Source organism: Paraburkholderia sp. GAS82 (assembly GCF_050436285.1).
GTDB classification, from domain to species: domain Bacteria; phylum Pseudomonadota; class Gammaproteobacteria; order Burkholderiales; family Burkholderiaceae; genus Paraburkholderia; species Paraburkholderia phenazinium_B.
Genome location: NZ_JBNDLX010000013.1, coordinates 121,509 through 138,585, shown reverse-complemented (window position 1 = coordinate 138,585; position 17,077 = coordinate 121,509). Strand labels below are relative to the sequence as shown.

At 63.0% G+C, this 17,077-nt stretch carries 14 protein-coding genes; 5 read left to right on the top strand and 9 right to left on the bottom strand.

Annotation, left to right across the window (positions count from 1 at the left end):
- Positions 1-103 precede the first annotated feature (103 nt).
- Positions 104-1,459 carry a DUF2325 domain-containing protein gene (locus tag P3T17_RS32575; RefSeq protein ID WP_429289033.1) on the top strand — a complete coding sequence of 452 codons (1,356 nt, stop codon included), beginning with the start codon at positions 104-106 and terminating at the stop codon, positions 1,457-1,459.
- A gap of 63 nt (positions 1,460-1,522) precedes the next feature.
- Here the strand turns inward: P3T17_RS32575 and P3T17_RS32570 are convergent, their stop codons facing one another.
- From P3T17_RS32570 to P3T17_RS32560, 3 genes are all read right to left on the bottom strand, one after another.
- Complete coding sequence (locus P3T17_RS32570; RefSeq protein WP_074269460.1) at positions 1,523-1,846, bottom strand: winged helix-turn-helix domain-containing protein; 324 nt, start codon at positions 1,844-1,846, stop codon at positions 1,523-1,525.
- Positions 1,847-2,107: 261 nt separating this feature from the next.
- Positions 2,108-2,698, bottom strand: coding sequence for a nitrogen fixation protein NifQ (locus P3T17_RS32565; protein ID WP_429410891.1), 591 nt, complete (start codon positions 2,696-2,698; stop codon positions 2,108-2,110).
- A 14-nt stretch (positions 2,699-2,712) separates the two neighbouring features.
- Complete coding sequence (locus tag P3T17_RS32560) at positions 2,713-3,207, bottom strand: molybdopterin-dependent oxidoreductase (protein WP_429410889.1); 495 nt, start codon at positions 3,205-3,207, stop codon at positions 2,713-2,715.
- Positions 3,208-3,466: 259 nt separating this feature from the next.
- Between P3T17_RS32560 and P3T17_RS32555 the strand changes: the two genes are divergently transcribed.
- Both P3T17_RS32555 and P3T17_RS32550 read left to right on the top strand, forming a co-directional pair.
- On the top strand, positions 3,467-4,342 hold the full coding sequence (locus tag P3T17_RS32555; RefSeq protein ID WP_074268504.1) for an extracellular solute-binding protein: 876 nt from the start codon (positions 3,467-3,469) through the stop codon (positions 4,340-4,342).
- A 7-nt stretch (positions 4,343-4,349) separates the two neighbouring features.
- Positions 4,350-6,197, top strand: coding sequence for an ATP-binding cassette domain-containing protein (locus tag P3T17_RS32550; RefSeq protein WP_429410886.1), 1,848 nt, complete (start codon positions 4,350-4,352; stop codon positions 6,195-6,197).
- Between the two features lie 75 nt (positions 6,198-6,272).
- On the opposite strand, the gene P3T17_RS32545 is transcribed toward P3T17_RS32550, so the two are convergent.
- From P3T17_RS32545 to P3T17_RS32525, 5 genes are all read right to left on the bottom strand, one after another.
- Positions 6,273-7,415 carry a YncE family protein gene (locus tag P3T17_RS32545; RefSeq protein ID WP_429410884.1) on the bottom strand — a complete coding sequence of 381 codons (1,143 nt, stop codon included), beginning with the start codon at positions 7,413-7,415 and terminating at the stop codon, positions 6,273-6,275.
- Between the two features lie 628 nt (positions 7,416-8,043).
- On the bottom strand, positions 8,044-8,697 hold the full coding sequence (locus P3T17_RS32540; protein ID WP_429410881.1) for an FMN-dependent NADH-azoreductase: 654 nt from the start codon (positions 8,695-8,697) through the stop codon (positions 8,044-8,046).
- A gap of 14 nt (positions 8,698-8,711) precedes the next feature.
- Complete coding sequence (locus P3T17_RS32535; protein ID WP_429410879.1) at positions 8,712-9,167, bottom strand: GNAT family N-acetyltransferase; 456 nt, start codon at positions 9,165-9,167, stop codon at positions 8,712-8,714.
- The gene (locus P3T17_RS32530; protein WP_429410877.1) at positions 9,164-9,892 is read right to left on the bottom strand and encodes an NAD-dependent epimerase/dehydratase family protein; all 729 of its coding nucleotides are present in this window, start codon (positions 9,890-9,892) and stop codon (positions 9,164-9,166) included. Before P3T17_RS32530 ends, P3T17_RS32535 begins: the two co-directional genes overlap by 4 nt.
- A 161-nt stretch (positions 9,893-10,053) precedes the next feature.
- The gene (locus P3T17_RS32525) at positions 10,054-10,359 is read right to left on the bottom strand and encodes an SAF domain-containing protein (RefSeq protein ID WP_429410875.1); all 306 of its coding nucleotides are present in this window, start codon (positions 10,357-10,359) and stop codon (positions 10,054-10,056) included.
- Between the two features lie 1,847 nt (positions 10,360-12,206).
- Between P3T17_RS32525 and P3T17_RS32520 the strand changes: the two genes are divergently transcribed.
- The gene (locus P3T17_RS32520) at positions 12,207-13,652 is read left to right on the top strand and encodes a sigma-54-dependent transcriptional regulator (RefSeq protein WP_074268511.1); all 1,446 of its coding nucleotides are present in this window, start codon (positions 12,207-12,209) and stop codon (positions 13,650-13,652) included.
- 40 nt (positions 13,653-13,692) lie between these two features.
- Here the strand turns inward: P3T17_RS32520 and P3T17_RS32515 are convergent, their stop codons facing one another.
- Positions 13,693-14,859, bottom strand: a complete 1,167-nt coding sequence (locus tag P3T17_RS32515) for a DUF3734 domain-containing protein (protein ID WP_429410873.1) — start codon at positions 14,857-14,859, stop codon at positions 13,693-13,695.
- Positions 14,860-15,175: 316 nt separating this feature from the next.
- On the opposite strand from P3T17_RS32515, the gene P3T17_RS32510 reads away from it, so the two are divergent.
- Positions 15,176-16,897, top strand: coding sequence for an MFS transporter (locus P3T17_RS32510; protein WP_429410871.1), 1,722 nt, complete (start codon positions 15,176-15,178; stop codon positions 16,895-16,897).
- Positions 16,898-17,077: the final 180 nt, after the last annotated feature.

Below are 17,077 nucleotides of genomic sequence, written 5' to 3'. Positions count from 1 at the left end.
TTCGATGGTATATTTCGCTAGAGAAACTGAAGGTGGCGGACTCGACATTACCCGGTGAACTTCGCCGGCGAGCCCTGACACCGGAACCGGATTCGAGGTCATCATGCAAGCTCCCCCGTTTCGCCTCGCCCGAACCGCCGACGCAAACCGTGCCGACGACGGCGCCGGCGCTCGCCTGCGCGTGGCCGACGCCTGCTGCGCGCCGCCATCACCTGGGCAGCTCGCCAGCTCGAAGCGGCGCACGAAGCTGACCGAACTGGACCCGCATCTGCATTGCTCCGTGATCGGCACCTGCCTCACGACGCACGAATTGCGCAAGCTGGTACCCAAGTTCACCGATCTCGACCGTCAGCACGCGAGCGACCTTGAGATTCACCATGCTGCGGTCGAACTCGCGATTGCGGGCGGCGCAGGCAGCAAGGCGCTCCACAAGGCGCTCGACGAACGCTATGCCGGCGCACTCCGGCGCTTCGATCAGGCGCGCGACGAAGAGGCATTGCTCGCGCTCTGGAACGAGTCGCTCAAGAACGGCGACATTCCGCCCGCCTACTGGGCGCTGATGACCCATCCGTACGCAACGATGCCGGTGCGCCAGGCGGCTTTCGGCGAACTGCACATGTTGTCGCATCTGGTTGGCGCGGCCAATCGTGCGGATATTCGCCGGCTGGTGGCGCTCGAAGAGGAAAACGCCGCGCTTCGCGACAAGGTGGAACGGCAACAGAACCGCCTGCACGAGATCAGCACGCAGCGGGACGCAACCGTCGCGCAGCTAAGCGAACAGGTTGTCAAACTAAGCGCGCAGGCACGCCCCCAATTACCCGTCGACACCGCTAGTCTCGCGGAAGAAGTGAAAGCGCTGCAGGAGAAGCTTGCCGAAGCGAACGAGCGTCTCGCGCTGCACACCAGCCGCCGGGAAGCCGCGGAACAGCGCGCGCTGCAGGAACAAGGAACGGCCGAGGCGCTACGCGAGAGCCGCGATCAGGCGCTAGCGTTGCTAAAGGCGGTGCAGTCGGAATGTCACGCGCTCGAGCGGGCCACGCTCGACGCGCTCGATGAACCGGACGCGCGTCGCGCGGGACTTGCCGGCCTACATGGCAAACGCGTGGTGTACGTGGGCGGACGGCCCGGCTCGAATACGGCGCTCAAGGCGCTGGTGAGCTCCGCGGGCGGCGAACTCGTCGTGCACGACGGTGGGGTGGAAGATCGCAAGGGTCTGCTCGCCGCGGCATTGCCGGGTGCCGACCTCGTGGTGTTTCCGGTGGATTGCATCGATCACGATTCGATGAACATGCTCAAGCGCGTGTGCGAGCGTCATCAGGTGGACTACCACCCGCTGCGAACGGCGAGCGTTACCAGTTTTATCGACCTGATTACGCGTCTGCATACCGACCGCGGTGACCTGCAAAGCGCGGCACCGAACTCACGCCCGCCTTCGGCGTTTTGCCTGCGGCATGGCTGAAGAGGGGTTAGCCGAAGCGTGTTAGCTGGCGCCCCAACGAAGACTCCACGCCACTTCGGCAATTCAGAGTCGCATCAAGCGGATCAGATCGCCGATCTGCGTGGCGCAGGCCTGTTCGGCTTGCGCTTCGACATCGCGATAGAGGCGCACGATGCTCTCGCCGACCTCGGTGAGGACACAACCGCCGCCGCTTTGGCCGCCCTGCTCTGAAACCGTTGCGGGAGACTTCAGCGACCGGTTCAGCTCGTCGATCAGCAGCCAGGCGCGCCGGTATGACATATCGAGGCTGCGCGCCGCGGCCGAGATCGAGCCGTGTTCGCGCACCGCTTCAAGCAGTTCGACTTTGCCCGGTCCAAGTGCGACGGTCTCGCCCTTGCGAATGCGCATCCGGAAGCGAACCTCGGGCCGTGCCTTGTTGCGGACCTGGGTGCCGGCCTTGGCGCCGGCTTTGGAGTCAGCCTTGGAGGCCACGCGAGTGCCGGCCCGGCTACCCGCCCTTGTGGCGGCTTTAGCGCCGGGTTTTATACCGGTCGTTTTCGCCGGCATAGAAGGATTTTTAGCAGATTCAGCCATGCGCGAAAGCATACACGAAGCCGATTGCGAAGCGGCATCGGGATAGAGCCGCATCTGTCCAGCCAGGGGATGACCTCAAGACGCGCGAGGAAAGCAAAACCGGTAATCCTCGCAACCGGGACAACCCGGTGCAGGACCGGGCTCCTGTCCAAGCGACAAGGCAAGTTGCTGGGCCAGAAATTTTTTCCAGCGCAGATTCTCCACATTGAGCGCGGCCAGCGACGGGAAATACCGCTCGAGCATCGCCGAGACTTCGTCGCGCCCAGTCAGTCCGAGGTCACGCCACAGATGATCGGGTCGCAAGCATGCGTGCGCGATGATCGTTGCGAGACATTGGGCATCGTCGGGCAGCACGGCTGGGCTCGCGTACTGCAGCATCAATGCGCGCATTGCGGTGGCAAATTCGACATGCTCGTGGGTGTCCACTGCTAATGCCGCGACAGCGGCCGCTGCGTCAACGCCGGAGAACCGGCTTAAACCGGTCAGATCGGGCGCGACCGGCGTGAACCGGAAGTGACGGCCAATGAGCCCGCTCCACTGTGCCGGAGAGAGGCCTAGCAGCGCCCACTCCCCACGCACTTCGCGGGCAGCGATCAGTTTGGCGAACAGACGGGCATCGAAAGAACGTGGGTCGATCGCCGCCTCGAGCCATTGATGCGTCCGCATAGCTTTCCAAACCATTACAACGGACGCAGCAACTGCACATCAATCCGTTTGAGCCGCTTGACGTGCCGCGGCGCCGCCATGATGTCGGCACCGGAAAACAGGATCGGCGCACCGTCTTCGGCACTCAGCGGCTCGCCGTCGCATTCATACGCGATCAGCGCGCTCTCGCCCACCGGCGTGTTGAACAGTTCATGCCACGAGAAGGTCACGGCATAACCGTCCTGCGCCGCCGCGACGAACACCATCCGCTTGAAATCGCCGGGCGAGTCGTTGCGCAGACCGGCCTGCCTGATGAGCGCGGTCAGACTGACACCCCGATAGCGACCAACGCGGCGAATATAGCGGTTGGTCGTAAAGCAGCGTAGATCGAAAGGCGCGGCCAGCATGCTGTCGTAGCTTCTGAGTTGCTCTAGCGTCAACGACAACGGCTGCAGCACGTGACCGGTCAGCGCGAAAACGCTGGCAAGCGCCTGTTCCGGAAGCTCTACAGTCAGATTCATCGAGTCCATGCTTGCAGATCCTCCGCAACGAATTGGGCCGCGCAGCCAGGCAAAGATGCAGCGATTCGCCGCACACCGCGTCAAGTGGTTGAAACACCCGAAGCGCAATATTTTCGCATATATTACGCCGCAGGCCGCCCAGCGCGGCAGTTGGCCCCACGGCATACCGGATATATCGCGCGGTCTATGCTCCGATAGTGGGGGTTTCAATCCACGGCGCGCCGTCGCGTCGTAATATAGCGATCTTCATAACGCTACGGGAAATGGCATGATTCGCAAGCTGCTTGCATCGTTCACGGTAGTCGCCGGCCTGGCGGCCGCCACCCCCAGCTTCGCCCAGGACAACACCGTCAACGTGCTATACGCAGGTTCGCTGGTCAACCTGATGGAGCGCAGCGTCGGCCCCGCCTTCGAGAAATCCACCGGCCTGCAGTTTCGCGGCTACGCGGCGGGCTCGAACAAGATCGCCAACGAAATCAAGGGCAAGCTGCGCCGCGGTGATGTGTTTATCAGCGCGAGTCCCAAGGTCAATCAGAGCCTGATGGGCGCCGATAACGGCGACCACGTGAGCTGGTACGTCAATTTCGCCGAGTCGCCGCTGATGATCGGCTACAACCCGAAGAGCAAGTTCGCCGCCGACTTCAAGACGAAGCGCTGGGACCAGGTGTTGCAGGAACCGGGTATCCGCATCGGCCGCACCGATCCGAAGCTCGATCCGAAGGGCGCGTTCACGGTCGAGATGATGACCAAGGCCGCGGATCTGTACCATCAACCGGACCTCGTCGAGAAGACGCTCGGTGCGCCGGACAATCCCGAGCAGGTATTGCCTGAGGAAACGCTCGTCGGCCGGCTGCAATCGGGCCAGCTCGACGCCGGCTTCTTCTACTCGACCGAAACGTCGGATCTGAAGATTCCCGCGTTCCAGCCGGCTCCCGAGTTGAAGGCGAAAGCAGCCTACACGCTGACCATCCTGAACGACGCGCCGAATAGCGCAGGCGCCGTGCGTTTTGTCGACTTCCTGCTGAGCGCCGAAGGCCGCGCGTTGCTGAAGCAGCATGGCGTCGATGTGATCAAGCCCGCTGTGACCGGCAATGGCCAGGCTATCCCGCCGTCGGTGCAAGCCGTGATCGACGCGGCGCAATAACGTCGCGATGAAGCGTGTCGCGGCCAAGCCGCTTGTCTGGCTGGCTGCGCTGCTGGCCGTCTATCTTTGCGCACCGTTCGTCGCCAGCGTGCCCCAGCTCGGCGCAGCCGACTGGGCCAGCGTCGACTGGCATGCCACGTGGTCGGCGGTGGCGATTTCCGCGGGGAGCGCCAGCGTCGCCGCGCTCGTGATCCTGATCGGCGGGGTGCCGCTGGGTTACTTTCTCGCCCGCTCGAACTCGCGCAAGGTGGCGGTCCTCGGCTTCATCGTGCAATTGCCGCTCGCGCTGCCGCCGCTCACGAGCGGCGTGCTGCTGCTGTTCCTGCTTGGACCGTATAGCTGGGTCGGCAGTCTGACCGGCGGCGCCCTGACCGATTCGTTTACCGGCATCGTGCTCGCGGAGACTTTCGTCGCCGCGCCGTTCCTGATCATCGCTGCCAAGTCCGCGTTTGCTGCCGTCGATCCGGTCTTCGACGACGTCGCCGCGACGCTCGGCCATCACGCGGGCAGCCGCTTTTTCCGCGTCACGCTGCCGGTGGCGTGGCCGGCGATTCGCGCGGGTCTTGCGCTGTCGTGGCTGCGGGCGTTCGGTGAATTCGGCGCCACCGTGATGGTGGCGTATCACCCCTATTCGTTGCCGGTCTATACCTATGTGGTATTCGGCGGCCAGGGGCTGCCGGCCATGATGCCGCTCCTCTTGCCCACCTTGACGATTGCGGTTGTATGCGCCGCGCTGTCGCTGTACAGCAGGCGGCAAAACGGCATCGATCCACGAGCGGAAAGCGGCGACGAAGCCGCCCTTCATCCCGTGACTTCAATGCCGGCTGCCGAAGCCGCTCCGCTTCAACTTGCCTTCGAACTGAAACGCCATCTCGGCACGTTCGATCTCGACATTGCATGGACACCGGTCACCCGGCGCCTTGCCGTCATCGGCCCGTCGGGTTCCGGAAAGTCTCTTGCGCTGCGATTGATAGCGGGACTCGAGCGTAACGAGCGCGGCACGGTACGCCTCGGCACGGCGGAACTGGACGCGTTGCCGCCAGAGCAGCGCCAGATTGGCTATATGCCGCAGGACTACGGTCTGTTCCCGCATATGACGGTGGCCCAACAACTGGCCTTTCCCGTCGATGCCGACGCCGCCAGCGCCCGCTACTGGCTCGAGCATCTGGGTCTTGCCGCGCTGGTTGGGCGGCTGCCGCATCAACTGTCGTTCGGTCAGCGTCAACGTGTGGCACTCGCAAGGGCCTTGACGCGCCACAGCCAGTTGCTGCTGTTCGACGAGCCGTTCGCCGCGCTCGACACGCCGCGCCGCCGGCGTTTGCAACAGTCGCTGCGTGCGTTGCAGCGGGAGATTGCGGCGGTGACGGTCATCGTCACACACGATCCCGACGAGGCTGCGCTGCTTGCCGACGAAGTCCTCGTGATCGAGCAGGGACGTGTGCTACAGGCGGGCGCACTCGATGCGGTCTATGAACAGCCGGCGACGATGCGCGTGGCCGAACTGCTCGGTCTGCACAACGTGGGCGAAGGGATCATGCGCGAAGCGGGTGTGCTCGAAATTGGCGACGGCCTTGCGGTAAAAACGAACGAGCGCTCGATCGAAGCGGGCCGGCGGGTGATGTGGCGCGTGTCGTCGCACGCGCTGGTGGCGACGCCCGACGGTCCTCACATTGGCAACGTGGACGCCATCGAACTGCGCCGCGGCGAGCGCTATATCCGCGTGGAGATTGGCGGGGCGTATTTCAATATCGCTAGCGAAGACACGCGGTTGCATCAGGGTACGCAGCACCGCTTTGCGATTGCTGCGGCGGGTGTGTCGGTATGGCGATCTTCTGAGAACTCGTTTGCGACGTGATCAACAGGTGATCACGCCGCAATCTTAGCGAGACAGTGTCCTGCCTTAACGTGGCTTAACCTGCCTTAACCTGACTTAGCCAGCCGCAGCCGGGCAGAACAGTTCGCCGTGCTTAGCGACATACGCTCGCGCACCACTGCGATCCGAGGCGTCGAACAGCACCACACCACCGTCCGAGACGACCGCCAGCGTCGCGCCGTCCGGTGTGTAGCGCAACGCTTCCGGATTGTTGCCCGTTGCGTAGCCGCCGCTCACCTTGCCGCTATCACGCGCAATAGTCGCCACCGCGCCGTCTTGCGGAAACGACACTGCCAGCGTGCTGCCGTCCGGGCTCAGCGCGAAATGATAAGCCGTCGGCGTGCCGCAAAAATGCAGCGTGTTCGCCGGCTTCAGCGTTTGCGCGTCGTATTCGACAATGCCGTCGCGTGACAGCACCAGCAGATTGCCGCTGTGCGGGTCGATTTGCAGATCAAGCGGGCTGGACGCATCGATGGTGCCGATCAGCTTGCGGTTCACCGTGCTGAATACTTCGACCGTGCCCGCCACGCCGTCGGTCGCGAACAGGCGCTTGCCGTCCGCGGACAACACCAGACCCACCGGCCGACCGAACGGCTCGTCACGCGCGTCGCCGCCCTTCAGATCGAAGCGGCCGAACGGGCGGCCGTTAGCGGTCTCGAACGCCGAAACCGTATTGGAGACGACATTGAACACATACGCGCGGCGACCATCCGCGGAGAGCACGATATTCTGCGGAAAGCGCTGGGCGCGGACCGTGCGCACGATGCGGCCTTTCTCCAGATCGACGAACACCAGCGAATCGGGACGCAACGAGGTCACATAAGCACGGCGGCCATTCGCGTCCACGGCAACCCCAACCGCGCCGACGCCGCGGCAGAAGTTATCCTGGCAATCGTCCGAGGTCTTGGCGGGCGCATGGCCGTCGATGGTCTTCGCCACGTTGCGGTTAGCCAGATCGACCACCGCCAGCGTGTTGTCGCCATTGCTGGTTGCGTAAAGCCATTTGCTGTCGGCGCTGATGTCGAGACCCGCCGGCACATTGCCGACCGGAATCACCGTGCCCTTCGCCAGTTCTCCGACCGACGCGGCTGCGGCCTTCGCAGCGGCCTCGCTGGCAGAATCGTTGGTGGTGCTGCAAGCCGCCAGCACGAAACACGCGGCCATCACGGCAGCCAATTGACGCAAGCCTGGCAGAGCCAATTGCTCCGTGGCTTCATTATGATTAAAACGATCACACCAACTCATCGCTACTCCTTGTTTAAAACCCGATCAAATAATCGAATCCTGCATAAGCTGTCTTCACACCTGCATTGGCCACGCATTAGCCCACTCTGGGCGCACATGCCCATAAAAATATTGCCGCCAGGTCTGACTTTCAGGGATTTCTCAAACACTGCAGGCGGCGGCCGAACTCCGGCGGATTCATACGCCAGTGGTGCATTCACCCGCATGCGCTGCCATACCTGCATCCCACAGCCCAATCAGCCCCTGCGCGAAGGCATCCTGCCGATGCGCACCCTTGTCCAGCACGGATTTATCTAAAGCAGAAAAATAACGATTTCATACCGCCCGATGAATCGTTAAATTTATGTGAATTGCATAAGCATTATGTGCCGCTCATATTCACTAATGAGCGGATTTTAAATGAGCGCGACCGGCCGTGTATAGTATTTGTTCGATTTTCCGGGGGTTTAAGCGGGGCGCCCCGCACGTTCGCCGCACGAGATTCACATGCAATTCAAATCGGCGACATAAAGCGGCAGAATTTGCAGATATCGCGTAGCGGGTGGCGTAATATTTCCCGACGCCAGCGTTGAATCGCTCCGCTTTATGTCGCGGCACTCCATGTCGTGCGCTTCCAGTCGGCAGTGGCCGCCTCAATCCACCCGGCGGCGTCCGCATCGGCCTGCGCGAGTGCTGTTTCACCGCGCGAGAGGCCGGTCAAACGCAATACCGAAACGTTTCGTAGTCCGATCGTTGCCAGCACGTAGCGCAGATAAGGGGTAAGGAAATCCACCTGACCGGTTGCAGTGGGCGGTTCCGGTACAGGACCACCGCAAGCAATCACGATAAACACGGGCCGATCGCGTAGCAGTCCCACCTTCCCTTCGCGCGTGCTGCGAAAGGTCCGGCCGATCCGCACCACATGATCGATCCACGCCTTGAGCGCAGCGGGCACCGTGAAGTTATGCATGGGCGTGTCGAAGAGCAGCGCATCGGCACATTCCAACTCAGCAATCAGCTTCTCCGAAAGTGCTAACGCCTGCGTTTGCTCAGCAGTGCGTTGCATTTCAGGAATCAGCATGGCATCGACGAACGAGCAATCCGGATATGGCAACGGCTGCGCCGCCAGATCGCGCTCGACGATCTGCAGCGGCGGTCCATCCATGGTTTGCAAATGCCCGATAAACTGCCGCCCCACTCTGCGGCTATGCGATGCAAGTCCACGCGGACTCGCACTGATGTGCAACAGAACACTCATTGATACTGTTCCCCTCAAAGCACGGTATTGAAGCGCAACGCCGTGGCGAGCAGCCCCTGACGGTAGTAGAAACGATGGCCGAGTGTATTGGTGAGCGGCGTATCCAGTACCAGCTTTGCGCAACCCAGTGCACGGCCTTCGGCCTTCAGACGATCCATCAGCAACTCGCCGTATCCCGCGCTGCGCGATGCTGCTTCCGTCACCAGATCGTCCACGTAAAAATGCGGACCGTGGACCAGATTGTCCTGCACCCGAAAACCCGCCAACGCCACCGGCTTTGCGCCTTGCCACAGTGCAAGCAGACGATAACCGACGGCCACCTGACGCCGCCAGCGCTCGAGGAATTCTTCGCAGGATGCGAGGTGCGGCCGCAATTCAAGCATCAATGCGTAGCATGCCGCCGCGTCTTCCGGGTCATCCACGTAGCGGATTTCCAGGTTTGGGTCACGCTGCCCGGGTCCCGTTGTCATTGTCCGCCCCTCCAGTCAGCGCTCCATCCCAGCTCGCGCTTCGCCTTGTCGCAGGCGAGCGTGCCGTCGTCTTCGGCAATGTTGTAGATGCCGGTCTTCCCGCGCAACACGGCCAACTCGGCGGCGCGTGCCGCTGCGTCGACGTGGATGGGAGCGGCGCCCGCCGCCGCATCGAATCCGGTGCCAGGACCGTAAAGCCGGCCATAGCGCAGCACGACGGCTTCCAGCGGCGCCTGCAGCACCTGCCGCTCGAGGCTGGCGACGCCACGCAGCGAGACGCCGCGTGGACCGTCGAAGTCACTGTCCAGCGGATCGTCCTCGCTGTGTGGCAACGGGCCATCCGCATAGGCGAAGCCGATACTCTGCGCGACGATGCGCCGGACGTCCGCCGCGACTGCTGCAGCGACCAGGTTGCGTGTGCCCTCATCGCGGATGCGGGCGTTGCGCTGCGACGCCTCGGCCATTCTGGCCGGGTCGAGACCGGGCGGGAGGTCGGTAAGCTGATGCATGACGACCTGGGGCCGGACGGCCTCGAGCGCGGCGCGCAACGCGGCCGCGTCGAACACATCGACAACAACCGGTTCCACCCCCAACTCGCGCAGCATGGGCGCCTTGTCCGACGAGCGCGTGGTGCCCACGACGCGCCAGCCGGCGGCGACGAACAGCGGCGCGACGCGGCGCCCGATCGCCCCGGTCGCACCGGCCAGAAAGAGACAATCGGCCATAGCGGGAATCTCCCTGGATTAACGATGCGGCGAACCAGCCAAGCTGCCAGCCCACCCACAAGATGTATGAGTTCGAACATGATATAAGAGTTCTTACATCATGTGCAAGCCACAGTGGGATCCGCTATGGACGATTGAAGAAGGTCGGGAATAAGGAGAGGTTAACGGGCGGGTTGAAGCCGCCGTTCAATCAGCGGTTCGCCCCGCTCCATGCTTTCGGCGAGGATACGGCCATCGAGTTTGTTTGGGTCGCTAAACGAGCCGACCGGGATCTTGCCCGTGGGCGAATCGACCAGTTTGATATAACGCGGCGCAAGACGCTGCCCGACGTCGATATCTACCGCGGCCACGGCGATTTTTGCTGCTGGCGCGGCTTGCGAGGGCATCCCGCGCACTACACAGAGCGCACCAAAAAGCGCGCCGGCAGCGGCAATTGCCAATGTCCCCATCCATTTTGTATTTTTCATGTCGCACTCCTTATGTTGCCGCCTGGCAGGATTGCGCTAGCCACACTCGAACAAACAGGAACACCAGGCGGAATCAGGCTGACGCGCCGTCATCACACTGCGATGTCCGCTGAAAAAAGAAAGATGAGCAAGTATCAACGCCGGCGTCGAATCGCACCGCAATCAAACGCTCCGTTCCCCCACAGCGATCGTGTTGATCCGATCTGCCGCCCGGCAATTGCCGTCCCCGCGGAGCGTCGATGCAACCGGTCTGCACCGGCGGGGGAACACCCGCCCCCATCCGGTGACTGCCGATCAGGCTGTTGATCCGCCCGTAGTAAACCCCAGCTTATAAAGCCTTTCTATGAAGGCTTGTTTTTTCTGGTTGGCCCCATCGCGTCCTGCTACTTTTACTGCGCCGCCCCCTGTTGATCGGGGGTCGGCCGTACCGCCTGTTTTTGTTGTCTTCCCTGTGCGTCTTCACGCTGCCTGCTGCTTCGCCCTGCTTTATTTTTCTCGCACTGCCGGTCCTCTCTGCGCCGTGCCTGTGCTTCCCCGCGCCACCTGTTCTGCACCGTGCCGCCTGATCTTCCTGCTGCTGCGTTGCGGTCCGGCGCAGGACATATAGCGACTACCGTGCCAGAGGTTCGCAAAGCGTTGTGCCGACTGGCCTGGCGGGCGGCGCATCCAACTGGCATGGCCGCTATGAGGAGGTCCGCGCCGAAACTGTTTCAGTGCTGCGACTCGCCAGCAACGCAAAATTTGCGGAGTGCGCGTCGCCGCATCGGTAAGCCCTGACTGCCGCGCACGGCGGTTGCGCTGCAACGCTTGGTACAGGCCATGCAGCGCTTACTGGGATCGTCACACGCGATTCACAAAACGCGATCGGCGGCCGTTATGTGCGGTACCGCACGAAGTCCAAAGTGTCTCAATTGTGAGACAGTCGCCGGGCGGGGTAAGCTGTTAACCGAACGGTCCAATTTGCCTGAATGGAGCGTTCCAGGCACTGTCCGTTGGATGGTCCGTGACAGGCCGATCACTTCGCGTGACGCGAAGCGCCAAAGCTCCACCCATTTCGGACGACTCGCCCGCGCGAGCGCCACCTGCCTGAAAGAAGTCGTGGGAACGGCCTCTATCAAGGCGTTCACGCCTTTTCGCCGTTTAAACCAATCGGCAATACTGGCCCAGGCAAACAGACCGGTACGGAGGAGTTTCTACCGCGCAAAGGTTTGCGCGATTTGACGGGCAATCGAATTGAACAGGTGATTGGTCATAAAAGTATTTGTCCGGTCAAACATTCCGCATAACGAATTAACAATTTCTCAAGAATAGGCTTTCCGGCTTTCTCAGGAATGAGACAGAATTGATACACAACTCGCAACTAGCCGCCTATACTGGCCTTCCGCGACATCTGCAGACCCTGTTGCCTGGTACACCACGGCGCGGGCTGCGAATGGCACGTCGAAGGGTGCGGCCCAATTGCCGTATCCAGATTTGCGCGTATGGCAAGTGCAATTGTTTTGATCTATCTTTGGCCCATGCGTCGCATAGAGCGCAATACAGAGAGACCGACGAAAACACGTCGACAGTCGAATCACCGGGGAATGAAATGAACAATAAACGTTCGTATGAACAAAATAATCGGCGCGCCATTGATTTCTCAATGAGCGGCCAGGACGCTTGTGGGCGCGGTCCCTTTGGATGCGCCCACAACCAGTCAGCACGGCCAGCCTCGTTGGCGGCCTCGCGTGGAGTGCAACGCGCGATCCAGAGTCCCGTGGGGACGGGTCTGTCCAGGCCGGTGATCCGGCCTGAAGCATGCTTGCATGACCCAGCAACCGCGAGCGCCGCATCGAACCGGGGTTAACATGACCAAGACTGAAACGCCGCATGACGCAGACCGTACGGTGCTCTGCGTTTCCAGCAAACCCGACGAAATTCTCACCAGGTTTCTGGCCGCCTGCGGCTGGCAGGTGGTGCACGCCAAGACGACCGCGCTTGCAGAGCGCGTGATCGAGCGCGACAACATCAAGGTCGGCCTGATCGAACTGCCAGAAGATTGCTCGACGCAATATTTGTCGGCGCTCGAGGCATGCATGCGCCGGGTGGAGACCAACTGGGTCGCGCAGATCGCGCCGGGCCAAGCCGACCACGAACCGGTCAGCCGTTTTATCCTCGATTATTGTTTCGATTTTGTCACCACTCCGTGCCTGAACGAACGGCTCATTTTCGCGTTGGGCCACGCCCATGGACTGTCGAGCCTGCGCAAGGCGCGCGTGACGCCCGAGGCTTCGCTGGGCCGTCACGAAATGGTCGGCCAGTGCGAAGCCATGCAGCAGCTCTACCGCCACATCGACAAATGCGCCGTTACCGATGCGCCGGTGTTTGTCGCGGGCGAGTCGGGCACCGGCAAGGAACTGACGGCACGCGCCATCCACGTACGCTCGCCGCGCTCGGCCCAGTCGTTCGTCGCGATCAACTGCGCGGCTATTCCGCCTACTCTTCTGCAGGCCGAACTGTTCGGCCATGAACGCGGCGCCTTCACCGGCGCGGTGCAGCGCAAGATCGGCCGGATCGAAAGCGCGCATCAAGGCACGCTCTTTCTCGACGAGATCGGCGACATGCCACACGAGTGCCAGGCCGTGCTGCTGCGCTTCCTGCAGGAAGGCACCATCGAGCGCCTGGGCGGCAGCAACGAAATCAAGGTGGACGTGCGGGTGATTTCGGCGACCCACGTCGATCTGGAAAAGGCGGTCGAAGACGGCCGCTTCCGTTCCGACCTGTATCACCGCCTGTGTGTACTGCGGCTGATCGAACCGCCGCTGCGCGAGCGTGGCAACGACATCAAGCTGCTCGCCAACTACGCGCTCAGCATGTACCGGCAGGATGGCGCACGCAAGATTCGCGGTTTTTCGAGCGATGCGGTAGTGGCCATGTCGCGCTATGGATGGCCCGGCAATGTCCGCGAGCTGATCAATTGCGTGCGCCGGGCGGTCGTGATGAGCGAGGGCCGTTTCATTACCGCGGCAGACCTGGGCCTGCCGCAGACGGCGAACGTGCCGGCTGTGACGCTCGCCGAGATTCGCAGCAAGGCGGAAAAGGATGCGATCGTGCAGGCGCTGCAACGCCACGGCTACAAGCTGACCGAAGCGGCCGCGGATCTCGGCGTCTCGCGCGCCACGCTGTACCGTCTGATGCACGCCAACCGCATCAATCAGGATGGCACCGCGCGCTCCGTGGACGCATCCCCGGCGCAGGACGACGAAGACAGTGAGCGGGACCTACTGCGCTCGCTCACGGTTTCGAGTCATTGAATCGTCTGGGTGAATCGCTGCGCTGTAGTCGGCGCGCATTTCAGTGCGCGTCCGGGCCGGCTTCGGGATCGGAGCGGTACACAGCGATCCCTTCCATCGGGTCAGGCGCTTCGCGCCATGGCGCCTTCTCCAGCATCCGGACGGTGTTTTCATAGCCGGCGGCCCAGCGTCGCTGGATGCCGCTCGTTGAGAAATCGATGTCCTTGTGCAGATCGTCGCCCGCGAGACGCGGCGCGTCGAGCTCGATCACCTGCATGGTGGTCCCGCAGCCCCAGCCGAGCAGTTCTCTGACCTCCGGGGTATCACGCTGATCGGCGGGGATGTACTGCTCCAGTTCACGAATGACGTGCCGCAGCCGGTGAATCTGCTTTTGCCGCTCGAGGTGGCTTTCAGACCGGCTGGAATACTGGATATCGCGTTGCCGGCTCATCGCCTGCCAGACCGACTTCGGCTCCCGGCCGTGTGCCGGCCACAACTGCACGGCGAAAATCACCGAGTCGCTGCGCGGATGGTCGTCGAGCACCGCCTCAAGCGGCGTGTTGGAGTAGATGCCGCCATCCCACCAGCTCTCCCCTTCCAGCCGCACCGACGGAAAACCCGGCGGAAACGCCGCGGAGGCCATCACATGATCGACATCGAGCGGCGCATCGCGATTCGTGAAATATCGCATGCGTCCGCTGCCGACGCTTACGGCGCCGACCGTCAGACGCGTTTCCTTGCTGTTCAGGTAGGAAAAATCGATCAGCGAGAGGAGCGTCTCCCGCAACGGCACGGTCGAATAGATTGCCGCCGGCTCCATGATGCCCGCGGGGTGGATGCCGAACATCGCGGCCGGACTCGGTGCGAAGAACGCCGGAATACCTCGCGTCATGATCGACAGGTTGCGCAGCCACTCGTCAAACACGGGCAGCCAGCCGGAAGTCGCGCTGCCGCGATAGGCCACCTGCTCCCAGAACTGCTTGAGCCGGTCGATGCGTTGCTCGCGCGGATTGCCTGCAATGATCGCGCCGTTGATCGCGCCGATCGAAGTGCCGATCACCCAGCCGGGCTCGACGTGCGCTTCATGCAGTGCTTCGTACACACCGGCCTGATAGGCGCCCAGCGCGCCACCGCCTTGCAGCACAAGGACGATCTGGCCGGCGATATCCTCGCCGTGCGACGGTTCCGGCGAGTCTCCGGGAGCGTGACTCGGTGCTTGCTTGGCCATGGTGCTTCTCCGTTTGTGAAGTGTAGCGACCCGCATGGGGCGGTCGGACATTCGAACGGGTTCGCAGGACGCGAGCCTTCAACTGCTGGTGGCGGCGTAGAACGGTGTACGAGACAGACACCGCGCGCACCGGTTGAGGACCATCATGGCACGCGTACATGTCAGCAAGCAATGAAACGAAGTCAGCCCGGATCAGACTGACGAATACTCCTGCCCGAGCCGGCGATCGCGCTGCAGAAGTTGCATGAGCAAGGCGCCTGGCGTCCGCGGCGTTGCATTGCTATGCTGCTAGCAGATCATTCTCTCAGGAGTCCGCTTGACCGGTCCGCAGCTCTCCCGGACACCCGCGCGGACCGCCCACCCCGTCGCCGCTCAGGCGAGCCCATGCGACGAACTCGTCATCGGCGCGCAGCCGCCCGCGCCCGGGCGCCCTTGCCGCTACAAGCGGCTCGCTCTGGCGGCCACCATCCTCGGATCGAGCATGGCGTTTATCGACGGCTCGGTGGTCAACGTCGCCCTGCCCTCCATCCAGGCGGAACTCGGAGCGAGCGTGGCGGCCATCCAGTGGGTCGTCAATGCCTATCTGCTTTTTCTCGGTTCGCTCGTGCTGGTGGGCGGCTCGCTCGGTGACAAGCTCGGACGGCGCACCATCTTCATCACCGGTATCGTCATTTTTACGCTGGCCTCGGCCGGCTGTGGATTCGCGCCGAACGCGGCCACATTGATCGCCGCACGCGCGGTGCAAGGCATCGGCGCAGCGCTGCTGGTGCCCAGCAGTCTGGCGATTATCGGCGCGGTCTTCGACGTGGACGAACGCGGCAAGGCTATCGGCACCTGGGCGGGGGTGGGTGCCATCACCTCGGCGGTGGGGCCGGTGGCGGGCGGCTGGCTGGTCGATGCGTTTTCGTGGCGGGCGATCTTCTTTCTGAATCTGCCGATTGCCTGCGCGACAGTGGCACTCGCGCTCGTGGCGGTGCCCAACAGTCATAAGACCGACGCGCCGAAGCAGCTCGACTGGCTCGGTGCGGCGGCCGCTGCAGCGGGGCTCGCCGCGCTGACCTACGGTCTGACGATAGCCTCCACGCGCGGGCTCGCGGATCGCCGGGTGCTTGGCCTGATCGGCGCGGGCGTGGTGGTGCTGATCGCCTTCGTCATGATCGAGGCGAGGAGCCGCAACCCCATGATGCCGCTCGACGTGTTCCATTCGCGCGATTTCGTCGGTGCGAACCTCGTGACGCTGCTGCTGTACTTCGGCCTGGGCGGCGTGCTGTTTTTCCTGCCGTTCACGCTGATTCGCGCTTACGGATACAGCGCCACTGCAGCCGGCGGCGCGTTGCTGCCGTTGCCGGTGACGATCGGGCTGCTGTCGCGCTTCACCGGCGATCTGACCCGCCGTTACGGCGCGCGAGCGCTGCTGACAGTGGGACCCTGCGTCGCTGCGGCCGGCTTCGCCATGCTGGCGTTGCCGTGGGTGCGCGGCGAGTATTGGAGCGGCTTCTTCCCTGCGATGATCGTGCTCGGGCTAGGCTTGACCATCACCGTTGCGCCGCTGACGACGACGGTCATGACGGCGGTATCGGCTGAGCGGACCGGGGTCGCCTCCGGCATCAACAACGCGGTCGCCCGGGTGGCGAGTCTGCTGGCGATCGCCGTGCTCGGAATTGTGTTTGTGTGGTCGCATAACACGGTGCTAGCTGCGCGGCTGATTCAGTTGCATGTGCCGCAGGAGGCGCAGCGCGCCGGGCAGTTGCTGGAACCGGGTGCGGATTTAGCAGACTCGTCGGCGCCGAGCGCTTCCGGCGCGCAGGACACGGCACCGAGGGCGGCGCAACCGTTACCGGCGTCCGCGTCTGCGTCTGCGTCTGCGTCTGCGTCTGCGTCTGCGTCTGCGTCTGCAGCTTCGCCAGATTCACCCGCGCTTGCCCGCGCACAAGCTGACGCGCTCGGCGCAGCGCTGCGCGCAGTCGCGCTGGCCTCGGCTGCTTGCGCGCTGGCCGCAGCGGCCCTCGCAGCCGCTACCGTGCAGCGCCGCAAATGACGTATCTGCCGAGCAGCCAGGCGTCTAGCGTCTGGCTGACACACGCCCGCGGCCGCAGGCGTGCATAATCGTTGCACAGTCTTAGCTTACGATTCACCGACGCGCTCGACGCAAGGCCGGTTTATCGTCGATCGGTCCCCATCGTGCGGAACTTGCGTAGCCAAGCCGCTGTCGTTTTAT

Excerpts from the sequence above, each read along its gene's own strand:
- P3T17_RS32575 (WP_429289033.1), top strand. The coding sequence starts at position 104 with ATGCAAGCTCCCCCGTTTCGCCTCGCCCGAACCGCCGACGCAAACCGT.
- P3T17_RS32570 (WP_074269460.1), bottom strand. The coding sequence starts at position 1,846 with ATGCGCATTCGCAAGGGCGAGACCGTCGCACTTGGACCGGGCAAAGTC.
- P3T17_RS32565 (WP_429410891.1), bottom strand. The coding sequence starts at position 2,698 with ATGCGGACGCATCAATGGCTCGAGGCGGCGATCGACCCACGTTCTTTC.
- P3T17_RS32560 (WP_429410889.1), bottom strand. The coding sequence starts at position 3,207 with ATGGACTCGATGAATCTGACTGTAGAGCTTCCGGAACAGGCGCTTGCC.
- P3T17_RS32555 (WP_074268504.1), top strand. The coding sequence starts at position 3,467 with ATGATTCGCAAGCTGCTTGCATCGTTCACGGTAGTCGCCGGCCTGGCG.
- P3T17_RS32550 (WP_429410886.1), top strand. The coding sequence starts at position 4,350 with ATGAAGCGTGTCGCGGCCAAGCCGCTTGTCTGGCTGGCTGCGCTGCTG.
- P3T17_RS32540 (WP_429410881.1), bottom strand. The coding sequence starts at position 8,697 with ATGAGTGTTCTGTTGCACATCAGTGCGAGTCCGCGTGGACTTGCATCG.
- P3T17_RS32535 (WP_429410879.1), bottom strand. The coding sequence starts at position 9,167 with ATGACAACGGGACCCGGGCAGCGTGACCCAAACCTGGAAATCCGCTAC.
- P3T17_RS32530 (WP_429410877.1), bottom strand. The coding sequence starts at position 9,892 with ATGGCCGATTGTCTCTTTCTGGCCGGTGCGACCGGGGCGATCGGGCGC.
- P3T17_RS32525 (WP_429410875.1), bottom strand. The coding sequence starts at position 10,359 with ATGAAAAATACAAAATGGATGGGGACATTGGCAATTGCCGCTGCCGGC.
- P3T17_RS32520 (WP_074268511.1), top strand. The coding sequence starts at position 12,207 with ATGACCAAGACTGAAACGCCGCATGACGCAGACCGTACGGTGCTCTGC.
- P3T17_RS32515 (WP_429410873.1), bottom strand. The coding sequence starts at position 14,859 with ATGGCCAAGCAAGCACCGAGTCACGCTCCCGGAGACTCGCCGGAACCG.